Raw genomic sequence first — 25899 nt, forward strand, 5'->3', positions numbered from 1 at the left:
ATGAAAAACTTTTTCTTATTTCTTGAACCAAAATTATCGCGCGCACGAAAGAAAAGGAATGATAAAAATCATGATGAAAGTTTTATTAAATTGTTATAGTAAGGTGCGTAAAGCCTTATTATTGCTATGATTTTAATTTTTTAAAATGAAATTAATTGCTAAATACTTGTTTGTTAATGTGTTGTATTCTGTGTGGGAAAATGCCAATATAATTTTTTGATCAGCTTTTTTTGAGGCTTAATTAAGAATGAATGCAAAAACCAAACAAAAAATGGCAAAAGTGATTAACTTTGCAGCATGCAAATGGAGAAAAAAGACATAAGAGCCTTATCAAAAGAACAGCTTCGCGATTTTTTTGTTGAAAATGGAGATAAAGCTTTCCGTGGAAATCAGGTTTATGAGTGGTTGTGGAGCAAAGGCGCTCACAGTTTTGACGATATGACAAACGTAGCGAAAGCTACAAGATCAATGCTTGAGAATAGCTTTGTAATTAATCATATTAAGGTTGATACAATGCAGAAGAGTAGTGACGGAACAGTAAAAAATGCCGTTCGACTTCATGACGGACTGGTGGTTGAATCGGTTTTAATTCCGACAGAAACAAGAACTACTGCTTGTGTTTCTAGTCAAGTTGGTTGCAGTTTAGATTGTAATTTCTGTGCAACAGCAAGATTAAAAAGAATGCGAAATCTAGAACCAGGCGAAATTTACGATCAGGTTCTGGCTATAGATAAAGAAAGTCGTCTATATTACAATCATCCACTTTCGAATATTGTTTTCATGGGAATGGGAGAGCCTTTAATGAATTATAATAATGTCATTAAAGCTATCGATATGATTACATCAGAGGAAGGTTTAGGAATGTCTCCGAAACGAATTATGGTTTCTACTTCAGGAATTCCGAAAATGATTAAAAAAATGGCAGATGACGATGTGAAGTTTAAACTGGCAGTTTCTCTGCATTCAGCTATAGACGAAACGCGTGCCCGCATTATGCCTTTCAGTAAAAACTTTCCGTTAAAAGATTTACGAGAAGCATTAGAATATTGGTATAGAAAAACAAAAAGCAAAGTTTCATACGAATATGTAGTTTGGAAAGGAATTAACGACGATAAAGCTTCAGTTGATGCTTTGGTTAAATTCTGTAAATATGTGCCTTGCAAAGTCAATTTAATTGAATATAATCCGATTGACGATGGCGAATTTCAGCAAGCTTCAGAAGAATCGATTATGGCTTATATAAAAGCTCTGGAAAATATTGGAGTAGTGGTAAAAGTGAGAAGAAGCCGAGGTAAAGATATTGACGCAGCCTGCGGACAATTAGCCAACAAAGAAGCATAAAAATATTCACCAAATATACTCCGCTAGGAGTATCTGATCGGTAGAAAAAAAATATTGACAATCGTGCATATGTCCCATCGGGACATTTGATTGGCTTTACACGATAAAAAAAAAGCATTAAAAAACAGAAGTATTTCTCGTTTTTAATGCTTTTTATTTTGGACAAAAAGGATGCTTATTTTTTCAAATCTATTTCTTCTGTAACTCCGTCTTTTGTTACTGTTGCAAGAGTATCACATTCTCCGTTTCCATAATCAATAGTTGCCGAAGCACCATTTTTAGTGATAGAAACGATTCCTTTTACTGCAATAGATTTTCTGCACGAAGCATTAAACTCTAAAGGGGTTGTGATTTCTGCCGAAAAAGTATCTCCATTAGGGAAAGTTGTAGAGCAACTTCCTGTAACGACAAACACATTATCATCCCAATCAAACCAAGTGTCGTAACCAGAAGTCATTTCTTTTACCAAAGTTCCTTTTCTTGCATAAACTTTCCCATCGTCAAAAGTAATCGTTAAATCTATAGCAGCTGTTGAAACTGGGTGTGGCGTTACCAATAAATTGGTTTCTTTAATAGTTCTCACAATACTTTTGCTTCCTTGAATTTTTTTGCCATTATGATAAAATCCCTCAAAAGTATAGCTGATGGTTTGTGTGGAAGAAGTAAAATCATTTGAAAAAGAAACAACCATTTTTCCTTTTACTGTATTTCCGTTATTAAGTGTACAGCCTTCAACACCAAAATCTACTGTTTTTGTCCAAGTATTATTGGTTAAAACTGTGGTAATTGTGGCACAGCTTGGAAGATAATTTTTTATCGGTCCACTAGGTTTTGAATTTACATTAAGCTGAGAACTAAACTGGTCTTCAGCAATATTAGTGACATCCTCTACAGAGGCGTCAATTTTAGAATTAGCTATAATTTCGTCGTTTGTAATCTTAGCTGATGATCCGTCACTTGTTTTTTCATCAGAATTACAACTAATGAAAAAAGACAATGTAATTATACATGTTCCAATTAATAAAAATTTTGTTTTCATAAATAAATAGTTTTGGGTTTTCTTTTACGTTAATGAATTCAAATCAGTATTAGTTAGAGCTATTTTTGGTGTTTTTTTTCAGGTTAGAGAATAAAATATTTAAAAGCTAACCTAAAATACACAACGTTTTTTTATTTAAAATAGTATATTTGGAGTCTAAATGAATATTACGTCTCAAATAAAGCAGCCTATTTTTAACGAGATGGAACTTTTCGAGAAAAAGTTCCATGAATCGATGACTTCGAAGGTTGCGTTATTAAACCGAATCACCTATTATATCGTAAACCGCAAGGGAAAACAAATGCGTCCAATGTTTGTTTTTCTTACTGCAAAAATGGTTTCTGGAGGCACTGTAAACGAAAGAACGTATCGCGGTGCTTCGGTAATTGAGCTTATTCACACAGCAACTTTAGTACACGATGACGTGGTTGACGACAGTAATCGCCGTCGCGGATTTTTCTCAATCAATGCGCTTTGGAAAAATAAAATTGCCGTTTTGGTTGGAGATTATTTATTGTCGAAAGGTTTATTGCTTTCTATTGATAATGGCGATTTTGATTTATTGAGAATTATTTCTGTAGCCGTTCGCGAAATGAGTGAAGGAGAATTGCTCCAAATAGAAAAAGCAAGAAGACTTGACATTACCGAAGACGTTTACTATGAAATTATCAGAAAGAAAACGGCAACGCTTATTGCAGCTTGTTGTGCGCTTGGCGCGAAAGCCGTAATCGAAGACGATATTCAGGTTGAAAATATGCGTAAATTCGGTGAATTAATCGGAATGGCTTTTCAAATCAAAGATGATTTATTTGATTATAGCGAAGAAGCCATTGGAAAACCAACAGGAATAGATATTAAGGAGCAAAAAATGACCTTGCCTTTAATTCACGTTTTAAATACTTGTACTCCGCAAGAAAAAAAGTGGTTGATAAACTCCATCAAAAACCACAACAAAGACAAAAAACGCGTAAAAGAAGTTATTGCCTTTGTAAAAAATAATAATGGTTTGGCTTACGCCGAAAACAAAATGGTCGAATTTCAGCAAGAAGCGCTTGCATTACTTCAAAACTTCGAAGATTCTGAGTATAAAGATGCTCTGACTTTGATGGTGAATTATGTTATTGAGAGAAAGAAATAGGTTTTATTTCTTTTTAGATTTTCTAGGCAAACGATATTCACCATGTCCATTATTTTTATAGCCGGAAGGAGGAATTACATCGCTTCCGTTAGGAAAGTAATAAACATATTGTTCCTCAGATTGTGTTTTCTTCATGAGTTTAATATTGTCTCCATTTACTGAAAAAATAAAATTTTCAGTCCAAGTACAGTCCCAAATATCACGATTGAAACCGGTGAGTTTAGAATCAATAAAAATTTTATTTCCTTGTATTTTCAAAGTAATTTTATTAAAATGTGATTGAACAGATGCCATATCAGACATTTTAGAACAATTTTTTATTATTTCTAAAGATGAAAGATCATTTCTAAACCATAATTGCAAATAGTAATTATATTTATTTGAACATTGATAATCTAAATTTAAAGCGATTTCAATATTGCAATCTTTCATTGTTTTATTGAATGATCCATTACTTAAAGCATTCTTGGCAATAAAAGCCAATGCAGCTCGTTCTGGTTCAGAAATTGTTTTACAATAATTTTCATTTATTAAAATCCCTTGTTTTGTTTCTGTCCATAAAAAAGTTATAGTTTTATTTTTTAAAGGAAATGAATTCGTAAAAGAGTCTTTAAATTCTTTGTTTAAAGACTCTTTTCTAATAATTTCCTTCCAATAAATTTCAGTAATACTGTCTTTAGGAATGTTTTTTTGCCAATTTCTATTTGGATAAAATTTATGATTTGAAGTATCGTTTAATTTTAAAATGGCTGTTTTATCCTTTTGAGTTTTTACCCTTTTGTCTGTTTTATTCTGTTTACAGGAAGAAAGTAAAACTAAAATTATTATACAGATTTTTTTTATTCATATTTGATTATATGAGAGATAAAATTGTAAATGAAGCTGTAAATAATATTTACTCAGATTTAATTTATTTTTTAATGTTAATTATAAGAAGAAGTGAAGCACTTGCTCTACTTCAAAACTTCGAAGATTCTGAGTATAAAGAGGCGCTGACTTTGATGTTCAACTATGTTATTGAGAGAAAAAAATAGTTTTTTATTTCGTTTAATATTCAAGTATATAAACAATTTTATTTGTTGTGTCTAATAAAGAAAATACTATTCCATCTCTTGCAATTGTCATAAATCGAGAAATTTCTGTAGCAGCCATAAGCATATTTTGATTAATTTGGTAATCGCTTTTTAAATTATAATTCATATTAATTAAAAATTCTTCAAGGATGGAAAGAGCTTCTTTTTTATCTAATAAAAAAGGATCGGTATTTTTGCCGTAATTTTCAGTTATGACTGATATATGCTTATGGACTCCAAATTTTTCATAGAAATATTTAGTAAAATTGTAGCTGTAAAATGCTTCTGCATAGTATTCCGCATTTGAAAAATCATAGACATTATTTTTTTCTAATTGTAGAAGTATGTTTTCTAAATAATCATCTACAGTTCTTTTTTCTTTTAAATAAGTATCTCTATTTTGAGTAAAGTCTTTTTCTAAAGCATTGTGGAGTTTGTGAATTTTTTCATAATCATCAAAAACATCCAATTCACCTAGAAATTCATATTTGCCATTAATGTATTTAAAGCCAAAAAAATTATTTTCAGAATATTTGTATTGATTTTTACAAAAAAGACCATCTGTTGAAATTATATGAATACTATAATCTTCATCATTAATCAATGTTTTTATTGTTAGAAGAGGTTTGAAAAAAATACCTAATGATTTGTCAACGAAGACATTCTCGATATTCGGATAAAGTTGTATATTCTCGTTCATAATCTAATGATTTATTTTACAAAATTATAAATAAAAACTTACAATGTTTCTATTGTTTTGGAATTTGGGATTTAAAATTTTATTTTTTTTTAAGCTCATGCAACCATTTCAAATCGACAATCGTCTATGCTAATAGAAGTCTGTTTCTAAAAACAAAACCGAAAAGCTTATAAATGAAAATTATTCAGTTACATCAAGAAGAAACCAAAATCATAAAGCTGGCTGTTGAGAACAATCGTCAGGCACAGCAGCAGATTTATGGTAAATATTCTTCGAAAATGTTAAGTGTTTGCCGTCAATATATAAAGGACATTCAATTGGCAGAAGATGTAATGATAACAGCTTTCATGAAAGTGTTTACAAATTTGGAAAACTTTGAACACAAAGGAAGTTTTGAAGGCTGGATCCGCCGAATTATGGTTAACGAATCTATTTCTTATTTAAGAGTTCAGAAAAAAGTAAAATTTGCCGAAGATGAATTTTTTGTAGAAGAAAGTTTTAATGAAATCGACAGCCAGTTTACAGTAGAACAAATTCAGTATTTAATTGATGCTTTGCCAGACGGTTATAAAATGGTTTTCAATTTATATGCGATTGAAGGTTACAAACACAATGAAATTGCGAAGATGTTAGGAATTAATGAAGGAACATCAAAATCGCAATTATCGCACGCTAGAAAAATGCTGCAAACACAAATTACTATTTTAAAAAGACAAGATAATGGAACCGAATAATTTTGAAAAGGATTTCCGTGAAAAGCTAAACCAACGCGAGATTGAGCCAAGCAGCAAAGCTTGGGATCGATTGGATGCGATGTTGAGTGTGGCAGAAGAGAAAGAACCGATTAAACTTGATTCAAAAAAATCAAAAAGAAAATGGTTGTATATCGCGGCCAGTTTCATCGGATTTTTATTGGTTGGCACAATTTATTTTAATCGTTCTGAAACTGTAGAAATAAGAAAGAATACGCCGATAGTCTTAGAACAAAAAATAAATAAAGACACTTTGGATTTAGGAATACACAAAGAGGATGTTATAAGTGTCAATAAGCATAATCAGAAACCAATAATGAAAAATGCGATAGCTGTTGTTGGCACTCATAATCAAAACAAGAATCCAAAACAACTTGAGAGTAAAGTGGAGCTTTCAGCCAGGAATGATTTAAAAAGAGATAGCGCAATAATTAATTCTTTTGAAAATAAAAATTACCAACCTGAAAATAAAAGCAAATACATTACTGCAGAACAACTATTAGCAGAAGTCAGTGGTAAAGTCGAAACAAAATCTGCTGATGAGGTAATTAAAAAAAACAGAAAAGCGGTTTCAGTAAATCCTAATGATTTGCTATTAAATGCTGAAACAGAATTAAATCAATCTTATAGAGAGTCTGCACTAGATAAATTTAATAAAAGTTTGAAGGCTGTAAAAAGTGCTATAGCAAATAGGAATTACGAAGAATAAATAAACAATCATCAATCAAAAAACGAAAATCATGCAAAAAATTATATTAATTACAATGATGATAGTTGTCATGGCGACTAAATTATCAGCACAAGAGAATGGCAGTTATAAAAAAGTTTTAGACTGGTCTTATTGGCAACATGACCCTGTAAAATATGAAATGAATTTTGAGAAAGACCCTGAATCAGCAGATCAAAATATCTTTAGCATAAAATCAGTTCAAAGTAAAATAAAAGGTTTTGGCAGTTTGGGAAAAGGAGCAAAACCAAATTTGTATCAGGATAAAAAGCTTAAAATGACTGCTTATGTAAAGACAGAAAACGTAAGTTCATGGGCTGGACTGTGGATGCGTATCGATTATTATGCTGCTCGTACACTTGCTTTTGATAATATGCAGAACAGACCTATAAAAGGCTCGACTAATTGGACAAAATATGAAGTTGTTTTATTTGTGCCAAAGGATGCAACATCAATTGCTTATGGGGTTTTATTAGATGGGCCAGGGCAAATTTGGTTTAAAGATGTAAAACTTGAAGTGGTTGATGATAGTGTTCCAGAAACTGGGTTAACTAAAGGACAAGATCATAAAGAAATTCCATTTGAAGTAAGAGCAAAAGCGATTGCTGATCAAATTAAAAAAATAACAGAGGATGAAAAAAATGCTTTAAAAGTCGAAGTAGATTCATTAGATAATGAGGTTTCAAAAGGGAAAATTTCGAAAGAAAAAGCAGAAGAACTTAAATTAAGTAAAGCTAAAGTTCATGCTGCTAATATCGAAACAAATGTTGCTATCGAAGAAAATAAATTAAGTCAATTGGTTCAAGATAGAGTTGATGGAAAAATTGAGACCGAAAATTCAAATAAAAGCAAAGGGACAAAGTTTGTCATTGGGGATTGTAATGATTGTGATAAAGAGGATAAAACAATCATTAATCTTACTTCTATGAAAGTGTATCACGGGCAAAAAGATGTTGATAAACGCCAATCAAAAAGAACCACTACCCAATTCGTTTTTGCTTTTGGAGTAAATAATTTAGTGACAGATGGCCAAGTTGCCCATTCAGATTTTAAATATTTGCCGTCTCACTTTTATGAATGGGGGATAACTGGGAACACTAGGATTTTAAAAGATGATAATTTGCTTCATTTTAAATACGGAATGTCTCTGATGTACAATAATCTGCGAGCTACAGATGATCGTTATTTTGAAAAAAATGGTGCGCAAACCGATTTAGTTACGAGCCCTGTACATTTAGAAGAATCCCGATTTAGAAATGTATATGTAATGGTGCCATTGCATTTAGAGTTTGATTTTACTAAGAAAGAAGTTCGAGATGGAGTTAGCTATTTTAAATCTCATAAAAGTGCCAGATTTGGTATAGGGGGTTATGCAGGATTTAGAGTGAAATCAAAACAAATTTTATGTTTTGACGATGCGGTTGGAAATGATGTAAAGCAAAAAACAAAGGGTAATTTTAATGTAAATGATTTTAATTATGGACTAAGCACCTATGTGGGTTACAAAGCGACAAGTTTGTATTTGAAATATGATTTGCAACCTTTATTTGAAAAAAATGCTGTCGATCAAAATAATATTTCTTTGGGATTACGCTTCGATTTCAATTAAATATAAAATTAAGTTTAGTTAGTAAAAGGGCATCTCAAGAGAGGTGCTTTTTTTGGTTTGAAATGATAAAAATTCCAGCAAGAATTGCGTATTTTTGCTAGCTCTCAACTTTTAAAAATTTAATACACTTTGATTTCACAAAGCACCATTGACGCTGTTTTTGAAACTGCTCGAGTAGAGGAGGTTATCGGCGATTTTGTCAATTTAAAACGCGCAGGAAGTAATTTTAAAGGTTTGAGCCCGTTCTCAGATGAGCGTTCGCCTTCGTTCATGGTTTCTCCAGCAAAAGGTATCTGGAAAGATTTTAGTTCTGGAAAAGGAGGAAATTCTGTTGCCTTCCTGATGGAGCATTCTCATTTTACCTATCCAGAAGCTATTCGATACTTAGCTAAAAAGTACAATATCGAAATTGAAGAAACTGAACAGACAGAAGCAGAAAAAGCCAATACAGATATTCGCGAAAGTATGTATTTGGTTTCTGAATTTGCTGCAAAGTATTTTCAGGATGTTTTGTTGAATTCTGAGGAAGGAAAAGCAATTGGTTTGTCGTATTTTAAAGAAAGAGGATTTACCAACGAGACTATTAAAAAGTTTAATCTGGGATATTCGCCAGAAACTTGGGATGCTTTTACCAAAGAAGCGTTAGGAAAAGGCTATAAATTAGAATTTTTAGAAAGTACAGGTTTAACCATTCCAAGAGAAGATCGTCCTTTTGACCGATTTAAAGGGCGTGTAATGTTTCCGATTCAAAGTATGTCGGGGCGTGTTCTGGGTTTTGGAGGACGTATTTTAACCAACGATAAAAAAGCAGCAAAATACCTAAACTCGCCAGAAAGTGATATTTACCATAAAAGTAAAGTGCTTTATGGCATTTATCATGCAAAACAATCAATAGCGAAACAAAACAATTGTTATTTGGTTGAAGGTTATACTGATGTGATTCAGTTTAATCAGGCGGGAATCGAAAACGTTGTGGCTTCGTCGGGAACGGCATTAACACCAGATCAGATTCGTTTGATTAATCGTCTGACGAGAAATATCACGGTTCTTTTTGATGGAGATGCTGCGGGTTTGCGTGCGTCTATTCGTGGAATCGATTTGATTCTGGAAGAAGGAATGAATGTAAGAGTTTGTTCTTTTCCTGATGGAGAAGATCCTGACAGTTTTGCCCGTAAAAATTCGCACGATGAATTAGTCGCTTATTTAGAAAACAACAGTAAAGATTTTATACAGTTCAAGGCTTCGATCTTAATGAATGAAGCCAAAAACGATCCTATAAAAAAAGCCGATCTGATTCGTGATATGGTAACCAGTATTTCTAAAATACCAGACCGTATTCAGCGTGAGGTATACATTCAGGAATGTGCTCGAATTATGGATATTTCAGAGCAGGTTTTGACAAGTACTTTGGCACAGCTTATTCAGAAAGATATCGCTGATGCAAATAAAAAGCAGAAACAGGAGCAGAGGCCTTTTGAGGTAGTTAGGAACCAGCCTCCGCAAGCAGGTACATTTTCAGGAGGAGACCCAGAAGATCCTAGAACCGGGCCGCCGGAAGGTTACGATTATCCAGGAGATCCGGGATATTATCCGCAAGAGCAGACTCAAAAAGTAGATATTTTATATGGCTTTGAAAGGAAAGTCATTGAGATTTTACTTTTGTACGGAAGTGTTGTCGAGAGTTTTGAAGATGTGTACTTAAAAGCGGATGAAGAAGGAAATGTAAAAGAAGTTTCAGAAAAAAGAGAATATAAAGTATTCGAAAAAATATATTTAAGTCTTCAAGAAGATGAGGTACAGTTGTCGAATGTTTTATTTCAGAATATTTACACAAACATTATTGATTTTTATAATCAGAATGAGACATTTAGTTTAGATAAATATTTAATGCATTTAGAGCCCGAATTTGCTCAGGAAGTAACCAATATTTTAATGGAAGATGAAAGACTGACCATTCATAACTGGGAAGGACAGAATATTTTTCCAAAACACAAAAGCGAAACTATAGAGCAGAATGTTTCTGATACGATATTTTCTATGAGATGGTATTTGGTATCTGGAATTATTGCAGAATTAAAGAATTCTCTTTTGACTAATCCGCAAGAAGACAATTCAGAAATTCTAAGTATGGTGATCGATTATTCTAAACTCCTAAATAATTTTTCTAAAAAATTAGGTCGAGTAGTGGTGCCTTATCACTAAAAGAGAAAAACTCTATCTAATTTGATTGATTCAAAAAAGATAGAGTTTTTATAAAGTTTTGATTAGCTGAAATTTGAAGCTAATCGATTTTGTAATTAAATAATTTCTAAAGTCTTAGCCTTATTAACTAAGTCAACTAAATTAGTAACATTCAATTTTGTTAATAATCTTAGTTTGTAAGTACTGATCGTTTTTTCGTTCAGATTTAAGATTTTAGAGATTTCATTGTTTTTCTTACCATCACTTAAGTAACGTAAAACTTCGATCTCGCGGTTAGAAAGTTTTCTGTACAGACGCTCGCTTTTACTTTGTTTAGCGATAAGAGCCATGTTTTTGCGTACTGTTTCGTTGATGATAATTTTTCCTTCGTGTACTTTAATAATAGAATGACCTAATGTTTCAAGTTTTTCTGTTTTGTGCACATACCCAGAAACTCCTGCTTTAATTGCGTTTGGAGCGTACATTTGCTCAGCAAGATCACTGAAAATAACAATTTTTGTTTTTGGGAAATTTTTCAGGATTGATTTAATTTCGAAGATACTTGAAAGACCTTCTAATTCTAAATCTAAGATCAGAATATCGATTTCCTTCGTTTGAAGAATATCTCTAACCATTGAAAAATTGCCTACGTTGGCAACAATTGAAATTTGATCGTGGTCTTTGAAATAAGACTTAACGCCAAAGTGCGTCACAGGATGATTGTCTGCTAGACATACTTTAATCATAATTTTTACCTTTTTTAGAATTGTTCATGTTTTTGGAACGGTAAAATTAATAAATAAATTCTGTAATAACTCGCAGAGAATGTTAAAATGTATTATTTTAACGTTTTTGGTATTAAACAAACTGGAATCGGATCCATTTTATGCTTGTTGCTGGTGTTTAATCGTTTATAAATTTCAAAGACAGATTTTTCTCTCCCTTCAAAGTCAGATGCCGTATTTCCTGACTCCGCGGCTAACATTGCCCATTCTAGTTCGTCATAACTTGCTCCCAATTGATCTTCATCTGTACGATTGTCTCCAAATAATCCGTCAGTAGGAGCAGCTGTTAAAATTGATTGCGGGATTTGCAAAAATTCTCCTAAAGCGTATACATCAGATTTCATTAAATCAGCAATCGGACTTAAATCTACGCCGCCATCTCCATATTTTGTGTAAAAACCTACACCGAAATCTTCTACTTTGTTTCCGGTTCCGGCAACCAATAAACCATGAATTCCTGCTAAATAATATAAAGAAGTCATTCTAATACGTGCGCGTGTGTTTGCTAAAGCTAAATTTACTTTTGCAGTATCTTCTGTTGAAGGAACGGCATTTTTGAATGATTCAAAAGTTTCGGTCAAATCAGTCTTAACGTCAGAAACATTAGGAAAGCGTTTTTTTAGCTGGTCAATGTGTTCTCTTCCTCTTGAAACTTGACTTTCTGCCTGGTGAATCGGCATTTCTACACATAAAACGTTCAGTCCTGTCTGTGCGCATAAAGTTGAAGTTACTGCAGAATCTACACCTCCAGAGATTCCAATTACAAAACCGTTTACTTTTGCATTAGTAGCGTAATTTTTTAACCACTCTACAATGTGCGTATTTACCTTTTCTGTCTGAATTGTGCTTTTTTTAGCCATAATAGTTTAAGTTTTAAGATGCAGGGATGTATATTTGCAGAATTATTTTGAGTATGCAACTGCTTAAAATTCTGATAACACAAATCTAATTAAAATAAAATGAAAATTTATCGCTTTGCAGTGGTTCTGTGCCTGTTTTTTTTGTCTTGTAACCAAAAGAGTAAGGTTGAAAAAGAAGTAGAAGAAATTCCTGTTGATATTAAGGTGGAACGATTTGACAAGGTGTTTTTTGAGACCAAACCTCAAGATCTTCCAAAAATAAAAAAACAATATCCGTTTTTCTTTCCTGGCAATGATGATAATGTCTGGATTCAGAAAATGAACGACCCGATCTGGAGAGAAGTTTATGAAGAAGTTCAGAAAAAATACAGCAATTTTGAACCTGTTCGCAAAGAATTTAATGAGCTTTTTCAGCACGTAAAATATTATTTTCCTAAAACTAAAATTCCAAAAGTAATTACTGTTATTGGAGAAATGGATTATAATGCAAAGTCAATTTATGCAGACAGTCTTGTGGTTGTAGCTTTGGAATTATATTTAGGAAAAGATCATAAGTTTTATGAGTTTCCAAATTATTTAAAAGAGAATTTTGAAGAAAGACAAATTATGCCAGATGTGGTTTCTAGTTTTTCGTATCGAAATATTCCAAATTCTATAGATAAGAGTTTTGTAGCGCAAATGATTTTTGAAGGAAAACAGCTTTACGCTAAAGATTTATTGATTCCTGAATATACTGATGCTGAAAAAATGGGGTATACTCCAGAGCAGATAAAATGGTGCGAAGAAAACGAAGCTTATATGTGGCGTTATTTTATAGAAAATGAAATGCTATATAGCGAAGACCCAAAGTTGAGAGCTCGATTTATAGCTCCAGCACCTTTTTCTAAATTCTTTTTAGAAATAGATAACGATTCTCCAGGGCGAGTGGGAGCTTGGATTGGCTGGCAGATGGTACGTTCTTACATGAAAAATAATAGTGATGTTTCTTTGGCTGAATTATTTAAGATAGAGCCAAAGGTAATTTTCGAACAATCAAAATATAAACCTAAGAAATAATGGCAAATATAAACTCAGAGATTAAATTCAATATAGAATTGGACGAAAACCGCGTTCCAGAAAAACTAACATGGAGTGCACAAGACGGTGGAGTTCAAGCCGAAGAGGCAAAAGCAATAATGCTGTCAATTTGGGATAGCAAAGCAAAAGAAACCATGCGTATCGATTTGTGGACAAAAGATATGCCGGTAGACGAAATGAAGATTTTCTTCCACCAGACTTTAGTGGCTATGTCAGACACTTTTAAACGTGCAACAGACGACGAAAAAATGTCTGATACCATGAAAGATTTCTGCGATTACTTTGCAGAAAAACTAGAACTAACGAAATAGTCAGATTTTAAATAAAAACAAATCCCAAATTCCAATCTTAAATATTGGGTTTGGGATTTTTTATTTTGTACATTGTCTAGGTAAAACAAATTATATGCTGTTTCCTTTTCTGGTAAGTCTTGTCGGATTATTTTTTTTACTTGCCAATGCGATACGGTTTTACATGACCTGCAAAAAAAGAGATGTCTTATATCGTATTATAACAGCTTATTTGGTTCTCTTGTTTGGTGTAGAACTGCTTTGCCATATTATCGGATTTCTTTATCCAAATTCTAATTTTTTCCTTTCGCATTACTATTTTATTTTCCAATTTGTTACGCTCAATTTATTTTTTTATAAAAGCTTTTCAAGTAAGGCGCTAAAACAGATAATGGTAATTGTGTTTGTTTCGGTGTTGATTATTTTAGGCTATCAATATTTTAAAAGGCCTTCGTTGTATTGGGAATTTAATTTAGTTGAAATAGCTATAACCTCTATTCCGTTGTTATTTTATGCAGTCTATTTTATTGTCTCAAATTTAAAAAAGCATAAACATAATTATTTCTATTTCTGTAACGGACTAATTATTTATGTAACAAGCAGTGCGGGTATTTTTCTGTCTGGAAACAGCGAATCGGTAATTTTTACAGAACCATTTGTGCTCGATTTCTGGTTCTTCAATTCTCTTTTTTATATTCTATATCAGTTTCTGATTTATAAAGAATGGAGGTCTTTAAATTTTAGAAGGAAAACGAAGAAAAAACTACAGTGATAAATTCCAATAAAAGAAATCCCAAATTCCAATTGTAAACTTGGAATTTGGGATTTCTTTTATTTTATATTTTTAAAACTTTGGAATTTAAACTTTAAAATTCGGAGTTGTTTTTAAAAACTTCCTCATTCACTTGATCGATATAAGACAAAAGCTCTTCTTTTCCGATTGATTCTGTAGATGAGGTTACAAAATACTGCGGCATTTCGGCCCAGTTGTTGGCAAACATCTGTTTTTTGTAAGCTGCGATATGCGAATCAATTTTAGTTTTACCAATTTTATCTGCTTTAGTAAAAATAATGCAAAACGGAATTTCGCTTTCGCCCATGTAAGACATAAATTCAATGTCAATATTTTGTGCTTCGTGGCGAATATCAATCAAAACAAAAGCGCAAACCAATTGCTCTCTGTTTTCGAAATAGTCAGTAATAAACTTCTGAAAAGTTGATTTTGTTTTCTTTGAAACTTTAGCGTAACCGTACCCAGGCAAATCGACCAAAAACCAATTATTATTGATTTTGAAGTGGTTAATTAATTGTGTTTTTCCTGGTTTTCCAGATGTTTTGGCTAAGTTTTTATTGTTGGTAAGCATGTTTATCAAAGATGACTTACCTACGTTTGATCTTCCTATAAAAGCATATTCCGGCAAAAAATCCTTCGGACATTTTGATGCGTCAGAATTGCTGACAATAAATTCGGCGGTGTTAATTTTCATAATCTTTCGTTTTAAAACCTCCTAAAAAAATAAGTTTTAATGGCTATAAATTCTTTTCAGTAAGCCATTTTTCAAGAATTTCATTAAATTCCTGAGGATGTTCCATCATTGCTGCGTGACCGCATTTATCAATCCAGTATAAAGTTGAATTCGGTAGTAATTTGTCAAATTCTTCCGCAACATTCGGAGGAGTTACAGAGTCATTTCGACCCCAAATAATGCAAGTTTCAACGTCCATTTTTGGCAAATCTTTAGCCATATTATGGCGAATCGCACTTTTTGCAATGGTTAAAGTTTTGATCAATTTGATTCGGTCATTAGCCGTCGCGTAAACTTCATCAATCAAATCAGGAGTTGCAATTTTTGGGTCATAAAATACAGCTTCAGCTTTTGTTTTGATGTATTCATAATCGCCTCTTCTTGGATAACTGTCTCCCATTGCGCTTTCGTAAAGTCCAGAACTTCCGGTAATTACAAGTCCGGCAACTTTCTCGGGATAAAGTTTTGTATGGTACAAAGCAATGTGTCCTCCAAGAGAATTTCCTAGAAGAATAACCTTGTCAAATCCTTTGTAAGTGATAAAGTCTTTTACGTATTTCGCAAAACTTTTTACGTTTGTTTTTAAAATGCTTTGAGTGTATATTGGCAAATCTGGGATAACAACTTTATATCCTTTTGTTGGGAAATATTGTGCTACACCATCAAAGTTACTTAGACCTCCCATTAAACCATGCAGAATAACGATCGGAGTTCCTTCTCCAGCTTCAAAATAGCTGTATTTGCCTTCTTTTCTATAGTGTTTGTCCATCTAATCTAATGCCAATTTCAATTTCGACAAATATAGGGTTAATTACACAAAAATGAATTTTTGATGTCATTTTTTAACTAGATAATTTGAGTAGAACTTGTAAATCGTTAAAAATCAGTATTTAGAAGCTTATTTGCTGAAATATCCAAATGTTAAGAAACATGCATTATAATCAATTTTTTAAGAAAATTAGCGCATTATTTTTTTGAATGATTAGCGTATTTAAGAATCTGTTAATTAATAGTTAAGGTATTGATTGAATGCGAATTATAGAAAGTGGTAGCAAAGTGGTTAAACTTATTAACAAAGTGGTATAAAGTGGTAAAATGTGGTAATATTTTTTATATTTTTGCTGTATAACATGTTAACTAGTTTTTTTGAACACAATTGTTGGAACATATGAGTGTAAAGTCGATGCTAAAGGAAGGCTAATGATGCCTGCGCCTTTAAAAAAGCAGTTGACGGCTTCTCTTCAAGACGGATTCGTTTTGAAGCGTTCTGTTTTTCAGCCGTGTTTAGAATTGTATCCTATGGTAGAATGGGATGCGATGATGAAAAAAATCAACAAGCTTAATCGCTTTGTAAAAAAGAACAACGATTTCATTAGAAGGTTTACTGCTGGTGTTAAAGTGGTTGAGGTTGATGCATTGGGGAGATTACTTGTGCCAAAAGACTTAGTGACTTTTGCAAGCATTTCTAAAGATGTGGTTTTTTCATCTGCGGTTACTATAGTTGAGATTTGGGATAAAGATTTATACGAAAAATCAATAAGCGGCGAAGATATGGATTTTGCAGATTTAGCCGAAGAAGTAATGGGAAATATTAATGACGACGAAGATGGAATATCATAATCCGGTTTTGCTTCATCCAACAGTAGATGGTTTAAATATTAAACCTGATGGTGTGTATGTAGATGTTACGTTTGGGGGCGGTGGTCATTCAAAAGAGATTTTAAGAAGATTAGGCCCAAACGGAAGGCTGTTTGCATTTGATCAAGACGAAGATGCGCTTGCTAATGCATTGCCAGATGAAAGGTTTACTCTGATAAATGAGAATTTTAGGTTCATAAAAAGATTTTTACGTTTTCACGGAGTAAAAGCGGTTGACGGAATCTTGGCAGATTTGGGAGTTTCATCACATCAATTTGATGTTCCTGAGAGAGGTTTCTCAACAAGATTTGATGCCGAGTTGGATATGCGGATGAGTCAAAGAAATGATTTAAATGCTTATCGAGTGGTTAACGAATATGAAGAACAGGATTTACGTCGTGTTTTTTTTGATTATGGGGAGTTGAAAAACGCACCGGTTTTGGCAAGAACAATTGTTGAGGCAAGAAAAGATTACCCAATCAAAACAACTGAGGAATTAAAAGAAGTTTTGAAAAGGTTTTTGCCAGAGAAAGTTCGAAACAAAGTATTGGCTCAGATTTATCAGGCAATCAGAATCGAGGTAAATCAGGAAATGGATGTTTTGAAAGAGTTTATAGAACAGTCATTAGAGATTTTAAAACCAGGAGGAAGATTTTCGGTTATCTCATATCATTCTTTAGAAGACCGTTTGGTAAAAAGATTTATTAAAAACGGAATGTTTGAAGGAGAGCCAGAAAGAGATTTTTACGGAAACTTTTCAGTTCCATTCAAAACTATCGGAAAACTGATTGTTCCAGATGATGAAGAAATCAAGATTAATAATAGAGCAAGAAGTGCCAAATTAAGAGTCGCAGAAAAGCTATAATATATATTAAGGTAGGAAATAATGAAAAGTGGCGTATTTAGCATATTAAAAGCAAGATTCCTGATTCATGAAGATGCAGTAAAAAACTGGCGATTTATCGTTTTTATAATCCTGCTGGCCATTTTGATGATTGCCAATACACAGCGATACGAGCAGAAGGTTTTTGAAATCGCGAAGTTAAATAATGAAGTAAAAGAACTGAGATCGGAATTTGTGGATCGACGTTCAGAATTGATGAAATTAAAAATGGAGTCAACCATTTCGGATAAAATGTTAGAAAAACAGATTTTTCCGTCGACAGTTCCTCCAGTGAAAATAGAAGTTAAAAAAGAAGAAGAAAAAAGTTTCTTTAAAAGAATATGGCAGTAGACGATAAACATATATCCTACAGAATTTACCTCGTAGCAGTTTTCATCTTTTTGATGGCAATTGCTATTGTTGTTAAATTAACCAATATTCAATGGGTTGAAGGAGATTATTACAGAAAACTGGCAAAACAGCGTACTGTGAGAAACTTTGTGATTCCTGCCAATAAAGGAAATATTTACTCTGCTGACGGAAGTTTGCTGGCGACATCAATTCCGAATTATGAAATTCGTTTTGATGCAAAAGCGCCAAAAACAGAAACGTTTGAGAAATATGTAAAACCATTGTCAGATTCGTTGGCAACAGTTTTAGATAAGCCAAGCAGTTATTTTCAGAAAGAATTGCGAAAAGCACGCGAAAATAAAAACCGTTATTTTCTTATTGCCCGCAATTTAAGCTATACTGAATATGTGAAAATTAAAGGTTTTCCATTATTCAATTTAGGAGCTTTTAAAGGTGGAATTATCGTTGAACAAGAAACAGTTAGAAAACACCCAATAGGTAAAATTGCTGAAAGAACAATTGGTTATGACCGCATTGATCCAGCAACTGGAGTAGAAGTAGGAAAAGGAATTGAGTGGGCTTTTAAAAATTATCTGAACGGAAAAGACGGTAAAATTTTAAAGCAGAAAATTGCAAAAGGCCAATGGAAGCCAATTCGTGATGTTAATGAAGTTGATCCAATTGACGGTTACGATGTCATTTCGACTATCGATGTTTTTATTCAAGATATTGCGCATCATGCTTTGCTGAAACAATTAGAAGATTACGAAGCAGATCATGGTTGTGTGGTAGTTATGGAAACGCAAACAGGGCATGTGAAAGCAATTTCGAATTTAGGAAGAGCGGAGGACGGATCGTATTACGAAACAACAAATTATGCTATTGCTGAATCTCATGAACCTGGCTCAACTTTTAAACTGGTTGATTTGATGGCTATTTTAGAAGATAAAGTAGCTGACACAAGTACGGTTTACGATAGCCATAATGGTGTGGTGAAATATTATGGAAGATCTGTGCGAGACTCTCATCATGGAGGTTATGGAAAAGTTTCATTAGCTCGTGGATTCGAACTTTCGTCAAACACTGTGATGGTTCAGGCAGTTTACGATAATTACAAAAGTAACCCGTCTAAATTTGTAAATCATATCAACAGTTACGGATTAAATAAGACGTTAGGATTGCATTTTAAAGGAGAGGGCAGACCGTACATTCCACAGCCAGGAGACAAACATTGGTCAGGAACTACACTTCCATGGATGGCATTTGGGTATAACGTTTCGGTTACACCAATGCAAACTTTGGCATTGTATAATGCAGTTGCAAATGATGGCGTGATGGTAAAACCGCAGTTTGTGTCTGAAATTAAAGAATGGAACAAAACCATCAAGAAATTTGACGTTGAAGTTATAAATCCAAAAGTTTGTTCGCCGGAAACATTGAAAAAAGTGAAAGCGGTATTGCTAAATGTGGTAAAGAAAGGTACAGGTTCTAAATTGTATTCGAAAGATTTTTCGATGGCAGGAAAAACGGGAACGGCTCAAATGAATTATGGAGGGAAAGAAGGAAAATCAGCCTTGTATTATGCTTCTTCTTTTGTGGGATATTTTCCAGCAGATCACCCAAAATATTCTTGTATTGTGGTAGTCCATAAACCAAATACAGCTAAGAATAACTATTACGGAGCTGATGTTGCAGGACCAGTTTTTAAAAGAATCGCTCAAAAGATTTTTACAGATGCGCCTTCGACAAATAAGATTAAAAAATTAGATAATAGAATTCCAAAGCAAGATGCTAGTTATGATAAATATACGGCTGAGGCCAATAAAAAGCTGAATCAGATTCCTAATTTAAAAGGAATGCCTGGAATGGACGCGATTGCTTTACTTGAGAATTTAGGTTTAAAAGTGAAAGTAAATGGAATGGGGAAAGTAAAAAATCAATCGATTCAAGCTGGAACTAGTATAAGCAAAAACACAACAATTGTATTAGAATTATCGTGAAAGTATTAAAAGACATATTATATAAAGTAGCTATTGAATCAGTAAAAGGTTCAACAGATATTGCTATTTCTAAAATTGAATTTGATTCACGTAAAGTAGAAACAAATGATGTTTTTGTAGCAATAAGAGGTTCGCTTTCAGATGGACATGATTATATCGAGAAAGCTATTCAGCTAGGAGCAAAAGCAATTATTTGTGATACGCTTCCAGCAAATACTGCTAATGATGTAACGTATATTCAGGTAAAAGATACGAATACGGCTTTGGCTTTTATGGCAGCTAATTATTTTGGAGATCCATCTGCAAAACTGAAATTAGTTGGGGTAACTGGAACAAACGGTAAAACGACAATTGCATCGTTATTGTTTCAATTGTTTGAAAAAGCTGGTTTTAAAGTAGGCTTGTTGTCAACTGTAAAAATCGTAGTAGATAAAACGGAATATCCTGCGACGCATACAACGCCAGATTCTTTGACTATTAATCATTATTTAAATGAAATGGTTGAGGCTGGAGTTACGCACTGTTTTATGGAGGTAAGTTCGCACGGAATTCACCAAAAACGTACAGAAGCTTTGCATTTTGTAGGCGGCATTTTTACGAATCTGTCTCACGATCATTTAGATTATCATCCAACGTTTGCAGAATATAGAGATGTTAAAAAGTCATTTTTTGACTCACTTCCAAAATCGGCTTTTGTATTGTCAAATATTGATGATAAAAACGGTTCTGTAATGCTTCAGAATACAGTGGCTAAAAAACTGACGTATGCTTTAAAATCATATGCAGATTATAGAGCACAGATTTTAGAAAGCCAATTGTCTGGATTATTATTAAAAATTAACGACAATGAAGTTTGGGTAAAGCTGATCGGTACTTTCAACGCATACAATGTTTTAGCTATTTACGGAACAGCTGTAGAGCTTGGTATTGATAGTCTAGAAGCGTTGCGTTTGTTGTCTGATTTAGAAAGTGTTTCGGGTCGTTTTCAATACATCGTTTCAGATGGAGGAATTACTGCTGTTGTAGATTACGCACATACGCCAGACGCATTGGAAAATGTTTTAAAAACTATAAATGATATCCGTACCAAAAACGAGCAGTTAATTACTGTTGTGGGTTGTGGAGGAAATCGCGATAAGACAAAACGTCCGATTATGGCAAAAATCGCTTCAGACTTGAGTGATAAAGCAGTTTTAACTTCAGATAATCCAAGAAATGAAGATCCCGAAGTTATTTTGGACGAAATGGAACAGGGAGTTGAGCCCCACAACTATAAAAAAATGCTGCGAATTACAGATAGAAAACAGGCGATTAAAACAGCTTGTCAATTGGCTCAGCCTAAAGATATCATTTTAATTGCAGGAAAAGGACACGAAACTTATCAGGAAATAAGCGGTGTTCGTCATCATTTTGATGATATGGAAACGGTAAAAGAAATTTTAGAACAACTAAATAAATAAGAAAAAATTAAGTTCAAATACCACCAAAATGATTGGAATTTGGAATTTCAAAATTGGAATTTAAAAAATAAAAAATATGCTGTACTATTTATTTGAATATTTTGATAAAACATTGGACATTCCTGGAACAGGAGTTTTCCAGTACATCACATTTAGGTCAGCTTTGGCATTTATGCTTTCGTTGCTTTTGTCGACTATTTATGGTAAAAGAGTAATTAACTTTTTACGTCGTCAGCAAGTAGGAGAAACAGTTAGAGAGCTAGGTCTTGCAGGTCAGAATGAGAAGGCAGGTACGCCAACAATGGGTGGACTGATTATCATTTTTGCCACTTTGGTTCCAGTTTTATTATTTGCAAGATTACACAACATCTATATTGTTTTGCTAATTGTAACAACATTATGGATGGGAACAATTGGTTTTGTTGATGATTATATCAAAATATTCAAAAAAGATAAGCAAGGATTAAAAGGTATTTTTAAAGTAATTGGTCAAGTTGGACTAGGGATAATCGTTGGGGCAGTTCTTTATTTTAATCCTGCCGTTACAGTAAGAACAGATACAGGTCGTACAGATGTATTTAAAACTGCAGCAAATTCGACAGTTATTGTTCCTGCTGGAGTTGAAGAAAAGTCTACAGCAACTACAATTCCTTTCGTGAAAAACAACGAATTTGACTATGCCGAAGTATTGTCTTTTATGGGAGATGGGTATGAGAAATGGGCTTGGTTAGTATTTATTCCAGTGGTTATTTTCATTATCACAGCAGTTTCAAACGGAGCAAATTTGACAGATGGAATCGATGGGCTCGCCGCAGGAACATCCGCAATTTCCGTTCTCGCGCTCGGGATTTTTACATTCGTTTCAGGTAATATCATTTTCTCAAATTATCTGAACATTATGTATATCCCCAATTCGGGAGAAATGACAGTCTTTATATCGGCCTTTGTAGGAGCATTGATTGGATTTCTTTGGTACAACTCATTCCCAGCATCGGTTTTTATGGGAGATACGGGAAGTTTGACTATTGGGGGAATCATCGCAGTCTTGGCAATTGCAGTTCGTAAAGAAATATTGATTGTTTTATTCTGTGGAATTTTCTTAGCAGAAAGTGCTTCAGTAATTATTCAGGTGACTTATTTTAAATATACGAAGAAGCGTTTCGGTGAAGGACGAAGAATTTTCCTGATGTCGCCGCTCCATCATCATTATCAGAAAAAGGGATATCACGAAAGTAAAATCGTAACCCGTTTCTGGATTGTTGCCGTAATGTTAGCCATTTTATCAATCATTACTTTAAAATTAAGATAGATGAGGCTAGTAGTACTTGGAGGAGGAGAAAGCGGAGTTGGAACCGCTATCCTCGGTAAGAAACAAGGATATGATGTTTTTGTATCCGATTTTGGAAAAATAAAAGAGAGTTATAAAGAAGTTCTTATCATTAATAAAATAGCCTGGGAAGAGGAGCAGCATACAGAAGATTTAATTCTAAATGCAGATGTGGTGATGAAAAGCCCAGGAATTCCAGATAAATCTCCGATAGTAAAAAAGCTGGTTGCAGCGGGAGTAAAGGTGATTTCGGAAATCGAATTTGCGATACCTTACACAGAGGCAATGACCATCGGGATTACGGGGAGTAATGGTAAAACTACCACCACAATGCTAACGCATCACTTGCTGAAATATGCAGGATTGAATGTCGGGTTGGGAGGTAATATTGGAAAAAGCTTCGCGTGGCAAGTTGCAGAAAATAAATACGATGCATACGTTCTTGAATTAAGCAGTTTTCAGTTAGACGGAATAATAAATTATAGACCAGATATTGCGATAATAACCAATATTAGTCCGGACCATTTAGATCGATATGAATATAAGTATGAAAATTATATCAATTCGAAGTTCCGAATAACGATGAACCAGACTGAAAATGATTATCTCATTTACGATGCAGATGATGAAGCAAGTACAGAATGGTTAAAGAAGAACAAAACAAAAGCAAAACTAATTCCTTTTTCATTGACGAAAAAATTTGATGAAGGGGCTTCTATAAATAACAACAAAATGGAAATAAAGATCAACCAAGAAGAGTTTACAATGGATACAGAACACATTGCGTTAGAAGGAAAACATAATATGAAAAACGCCATGGCAGCAAGCTCTGTAGCTAAATTGATGCAAATTAGAAATGCAACAATTCGTGAAAGTCTATCTAATTTCCAAGGTGTTGAGCACCGTTTAGAAAAAGTATTAAAAATACAAAACGTTCAATATATCAACGATTCAAAAGCAACAAACGTAAACGCTACTTTCTTTGCTTTGGATAGTATGAATGCACCAACGGTATGGATTGTTGGAGGTGTTGATAAAGGAAATGACTACAACGAATTAATGTCATTAGTACGCGAAAAAGTAAAAGCTATTATTTGTCTTGGAATTGATAACCGCAAAATTATCGATGCTTTTGGAAACGTTGTTGATATTATGGTTGAAGTAAACAATATGAATGATGCAGTAAAAACTGCTCAAAGATTAACAGAAAAAGGCGATGTTGTTTTATTGTCTCCAGCCTGCGCGAGTTTCGATTTATTCGAAAATTACGAAGATCGTGGAAAACAATTTAAACAAGCGGTACACAATTTATAATTTTAGATTTTAGAGTTCAGATTTTAGATTGTTCCCAATCTTTGAATTAAAATAAGTTCTTTTTGATTATGACGACAGATGAAATGAAAATGAGGACCAAAAAGTTCTCTTTGATGATAATTGAACTGGCTGAAAAAATGCCAAATACAAATGTGATTAGATCAATAACTAATCAAATAGTAAGAAGTGGAACATCTGTTGGAGCAAATTATAGAGCAGTTTGTCGAGCCAGAAGCGATAGAGAATTTATTGCTAAAATGAATATAGTCTTAGAAGAAGCAGATGAAACTTTGTTTTGGTTGGAGATTATTAAAGAAAAAATGTGGATTGCAAAAGAAGAATTGGAGACAATCCTAAAGGAAGCAAATGAATTAACAGCCATTTTTGTCAGCAGTTTAAAAACAGTAAATAAAAGAATCAATAAATAAAACCGAAGGTTTTGGAAAATAATCTAAAATCTAAAATCAGAAATCTACAATGAAGGAACTGGTAAATAAACTAAAGGGAGATAGAGTAATATGGTCATTCGTGGCCCTATTGGCGTTGTTTTCGTTTATGCCTGTTTTTAGTGCAAGTAGCAATCTGGCGTATATAGGTCACGGAACAGGAAATACATTGGGATATTTGGTAAAACACCTAGCTCACGTTTGTATCGGTTTTTTGATCATTTACTGGGTTCATAAAGTGCCGTACCATTATTTTAGAGCAATTTCAAAAATTGCGCTTCCAGTGGTTTGGTTATTATTACTGTACACTTTGTTGAAAGGGACAGTAATTGCGGGAGCAAATGCAAGCCGTTGGATTCAGGTGCCGTTCATTGGAATTACGTTTCAGACTTCTACTTTAGCGGCAAGCGTATTGTTTATTTACGTTGCACGTTATTTGTCGAAAACCAAAGAAGAAAACGAACCGTTTCAAACCTCGTTTATTCAGCTTTGGATTCCGGTATTTATCACCTTGGCATTAATATTACCAGCCAACTTTTCGACCACAGCGTTGATATTTTCAATGGTAATGATGCTTACGTTCATTGGTAAATATCCATTAAAATATATCGCTTTTATCATCGGATCGGGAATTGCAATGTTGGCTTTTTTCCTTTTGGTGGCTAAAGCATTTCCAGATTCAAGATTCTTCAGCAGGGTTTCAACTTGGGAAAGTCGTATTATGAACTTTACAACAGACAAACCAGATGAAGATGATTATCAGATTGAAAAGGCAAAAATTGCAATTGCATCGGGAAGATTAGGCGGATTAGGGCCAGGAAAAAGTGTTCAGAAAAATTTCTTGCCACAATCATCTTCAGATTTTATATATGCAATTGTAGTAGAAGAATATGGTTTAGTTGGAGGTGTTGCAATATTGGTTCTGTACTTATTATTGCTGTTCCGATTTGTGATCGCTTCGCATAAAGCCAATACATTGTTTGGAAAATTAGTCGTCGTCGGTCTCGGATTTCCGATGATATTTCAGGCGATGATTAATATGGCGGTTGCAGTAGAATTATTGCCGGTAACAGGGCAAACGCTTCCGCTGATAAGTTCTGGAGGTAGTTCGATCTGGATGACTTGTTTCTCTCTCGGAATTATCATTAGTGTAACCAAAAAAGAAGAAGAAATCGCTGAAGAACAAGAAGAAAAAGCAAGAAGAAAAGAAGCGCTTCAGAGATTAATAGATAAAGAATTGGCAGAAGATGATTTGCCAGTTGATGAAAAAGAAGAGATTTACGAAGAAGAAGCTTTGTATTCCATCGAAGATAATTCAAGAAATCCGATGAATGCGGTTTTAAATAAATAAGATTAGAATATAAAAAATTTTTAAAAAGTTG

At 33.5% G+C, this 25899-nt stretch carries 24 protein-coding genes; 17 read left to right on the forward strand and 7 right to left on the reverse strand.

Features of this window, described 5'->3' with window-relative positions; all coding sequences use genetic code 11:
* Positions 1-297 precede the first annotated feature (297 nt).
* On the forward strand, positions 298-1341 hold the full coding sequence (gene rlmN, locus ACNRYB_RS08500) for a dual-specificity RNA methyltransferase RlmN (protein WP_343705540.1): 1044 nt from the start codon (positions 298-300) through the stop codon (positions 1339-1341).
* A gap of 175 nt (positions 1342-1516) precedes the next feature.
* Here rlmN and ACNRYB_RS08505 read toward each other — a convergent pair whose 3' ends face one another.
* A complete protein-coding gene (locus ACNRYB_RS08505) occupies positions 1517-2380 on the reverse strand; it encodes a hypothetical protein (RefSeq protein ID WP_473729781.1) in 864 nt (287 codons plus the stop codon).
* A 160-nt stretch (positions 2381-2540) separates the two neighbouring features.
* Between ACNRYB_RS08505 and ACNRYB_RS08510 the strand changes: the two genes are divergently transcribed.
* Positions 2541-3518, forward strand: coding sequence for a polyprenyl synthetase family protein (locus tag ACNRYB_RS08510; protein ID WP_109191933.1), 978 nt, complete (start codon positions 2541-2543; stop codon positions 3516-3518).
* A gap of 3 nt (positions 3519-3521) precedes the next feature.
* Here the strand turns inward: ACNRYB_RS08510 and ACNRYB_RS08515 are convergent, their stop codons facing one another.
* Positions 3522-4001, reverse strand: a complete 480-nt coding sequence (locus tag ACNRYB_RS08515; RefSeq protein WP_165352425.1) for a hypothetical protein — start codon at positions 3999-4001, stop codon at positions 3522-3524.
* Between the two features lie 564 nt (positions 4002-4565).
* Entirely contained in the window at positions 4566-5291 is a 726-nt protein-coding gene (locus ACNRYB_RS08520; protein WP_129746430.1) for a hypothetical protein, read from the reverse strand.
* A gap of 173 nt (positions 5292-5464) precedes the next feature.
* Here ACNRYB_RS08520 and ACNRYB_RS08525 point away from each other — a divergent pair, with 173 nt between their 5' ends.
* The 4 genes from ACNRYB_RS08525 (at position 5465) to dnaG (ending at position 10581) form a co-directional block, all read left to right on the forward strand.
* The gene (locus tag ACNRYB_RS08525; protein WP_129746429.1) at positions 5465-6025 is read left to right on the forward strand and encodes an RNA polymerase sigma factor; all 561 of its coding nucleotides are present in this window, start codon (positions 5465-5467) and stop codon (positions 6023-6025) included.
* Positions 6012-6752, forward strand: a complete 741-nt coding sequence (locus tag ACNRYB_RS08530) for a hypothetical protein (protein WP_129746428.1) — start codon at positions 6012-6014, stop codon at positions 6750-6752. Before ACNRYB_RS08525 ends, ACNRYB_RS08530 begins: the two co-directional genes overlap by 14 nt.
* 31 nt (positions 6753-6783) lie before the next feature.
* On the forward strand, positions 6784-8379 hold the full coding sequence (locus ACNRYB_RS08535; RefSeq protein ID WP_473729782.1) for a hypothetical protein: 1596 nt from the start codon (positions 6784-6786) through the stop codon (positions 8377-8379).
* A gap of 129 nt (positions 8380-8508) precedes the next feature.
* Positions 8509-10581 carry a DNA primase gene (gene dnaG, locus ACNRYB_RS08540; RefSeq protein WP_473729783.1) on the forward strand — a complete coding sequence of 691 codons (2073 nt, stop codon included), beginning with the start codon at positions 8509-8511 and terminating at the stop codon, positions 10579-10581.
* Positions 10582-10676: 95 nt separating this feature from the next.
* On the opposite strand, the gene ACNRYB_RS08545 is transcribed toward dnaG, so the two are convergent.
* Together ACNRYB_RS08545 and nadE are read right to left on the reverse strand one after the other, a co-directional pair.
* Positions 10677-11306, reverse strand: coding sequence for a response regulator transcription factor (locus ACNRYB_RS08545; protein WP_008467169.1), 630 nt, complete (start codon positions 11304-11306; stop codon positions 10677-10679).
* Positions 11307-11398: 92 nt separating this feature from the next.
* Positions 11399-12205, reverse strand: coding sequence for an NAD(+) synthase (gene nadE, locus ACNRYB_RS08550; protein ID WP_129746425.1), 807 nt, complete (start codon positions 12203-12205; stop codon positions 11399-11401).
* A gap of 99 nt (positions 12206-12304) precedes the next feature.
* Between nadE and gldB the strand changes: the two genes are divergently transcribed.
* Positions 12305-13261: a gliding motility lipoprotein GldB gene (gene gldB, locus ACNRYB_RS08555; protein WP_473729784.1), complete on the forward strand. Its 957-nt coding sequence runs from the start codon at positions 12305-12307 to the stop codon at positions 13259-13261.
* Positions 13261-13593, forward strand: a complete 333-nt coding sequence (gene gldC / locus ACNRYB_RS08560; RefSeq protein ID WP_008467164.1) for a gliding motility protein GldC — start codon at positions 13261-13263, stop codon at positions 13591-13593. The genes gldB and gldC overlap by 1 nt, the downstream gene beginning before the upstream one ends.
* A gap of 845 nt (positions 13594-14438) precedes the next feature.
* Here the strand turns inward: gldC and yihA are convergent.
* Entirely contained in the window at positions 14439-15059 is a 621-nt protein-coding gene (yihA, locus tag ACNRYB_RS08565; protein WP_473729785.1) for a ribosome biogenesis GTP-binding protein YihA/YsxC, read from the reverse strand.
* 43 nt (positions 15060-15102) lie between these two features.
* Positions 15103-15867, reverse strand: coding sequence for an alpha/beta fold hydrolase (locus ACNRYB_RS08570; RefSeq protein WP_129746422.1), 765 nt, complete (start codon positions 15865-15867; stop codon positions 15103-15105).
* 377 nt (positions 15868-16244) lie between these two features.
* Here ACNRYB_RS08570 and ACNRYB_RS08575 point away from each other — a divergent pair, with 377 nt between their 5' ends.
* The 9 genes from ACNRYB_RS08575 (at position 16245) to ACNRYB_RS08615 (ending at position 25868) form a co-directional block, all read left to right on the forward strand.
* The gene (locus ACNRYB_RS08575; RefSeq protein ID WP_473729786.1) at positions 16245-16718 is read left to right on the forward strand and encodes a division/cell wall cluster transcriptional repressor MraZ; all 474 of its coding nucleotides are present in this window, start codon (positions 16245-16247) and stop codon (positions 16716-16718) included.
* Entirely contained in the window at positions 16693-17601 is a 909-nt protein-coding gene (gene rsmH, locus ACNRYB_RS08580; RefSeq protein ID WP_192811813.1) for a 16S rRNA (cytosine(1402)-N(4))-methyltransferase RsmH, read from the forward strand. The genes ACNRYB_RS08575 and rsmH overlap by 26 nt, the downstream gene beginning before the upstream one ends.
* A gap of 21 nt (positions 17602-17622) precedes the next feature.
* Positions 17623-17970, forward strand: a complete 348-nt coding sequence (locus tag ACNRYB_RS08585; protein WP_008467159.1) for an FtsL-like putative cell division protein — start codon at positions 17623-17625, stop codon at positions 17968-17970.
* Complete coding sequence (locus ACNRYB_RS08590) at positions 17961-19970, forward strand: penicillin-binding protein (RefSeq protein ID WP_473729787.1); 2010 nt, start codon at positions 17961-17963, stop codon at positions 19968-19970. Before ACNRYB_RS08585 ends, ACNRYB_RS08590 begins: the two co-directional genes overlap by 10 nt.
* Positions 19967-21430 carry a UDP-N-acetylmuramoyl-L-alanyl-D-glutamate--2,6-diaminopimelate ligase gene (locus tag ACNRYB_RS08595; RefSeq protein WP_129746420.1) on the forward strand — a complete coding sequence of 488 codons (1464 nt, stop codon included), beginning with the start codon at positions 19967-19969 and terminating at the stop codon, positions 21428-21430. Before ACNRYB_RS08590 ends, ACNRYB_RS08595 begins: the two co-directional genes overlap by 4 nt.
* Positions 21431-21506: 76 nt before the next feature.
* A complete protein-coding gene (gene mraY, locus ACNRYB_RS08600; protein WP_343705547.1) occupies positions 21507-22739 on the forward strand; it encodes a phospho-N-acetylmuramoyl-pentapeptide-transferase in 1233 nt (410 codons plus the stop codon).
* Positions 22740-24071, forward strand: a complete 1332-nt coding sequence (gene murD / locus ACNRYB_RS08605; RefSeq protein ID WP_008467152.1) for a UDP-N-acetylmuramoyl-L-alanine--D-glutamate ligase — start codon at positions 22740-22742, stop codon at positions 24069-24071.
* Positions 24072-24160: 89 nt separating this feature from the next.
* Complete coding sequence (locus tag ACNRYB_RS08610) at positions 24161-24499, forward strand: four helix bundle protein (RefSeq protein WP_473730237.1); 339 nt, start codon at positions 24161-24163, stop codon at positions 24497-24499.
* A gap of 49 nt (positions 24500-24548) precedes the next feature.
* Positions 24549-25868, forward strand: a complete 1320-nt coding sequence (locus tag ACNRYB_RS08615; protein ID WP_129746417.1) for an FtsW/RodA/SpoVE family cell cycle protein — start codon at positions 24549-24551, stop codon at positions 25866-25868.
* The last annotated feature ends 31 nt before the right edge of the window (positions 25869-25899 follow it).

Source organism: Flavobacterium sp. CR10 (genome assembly GCF_055814415.1).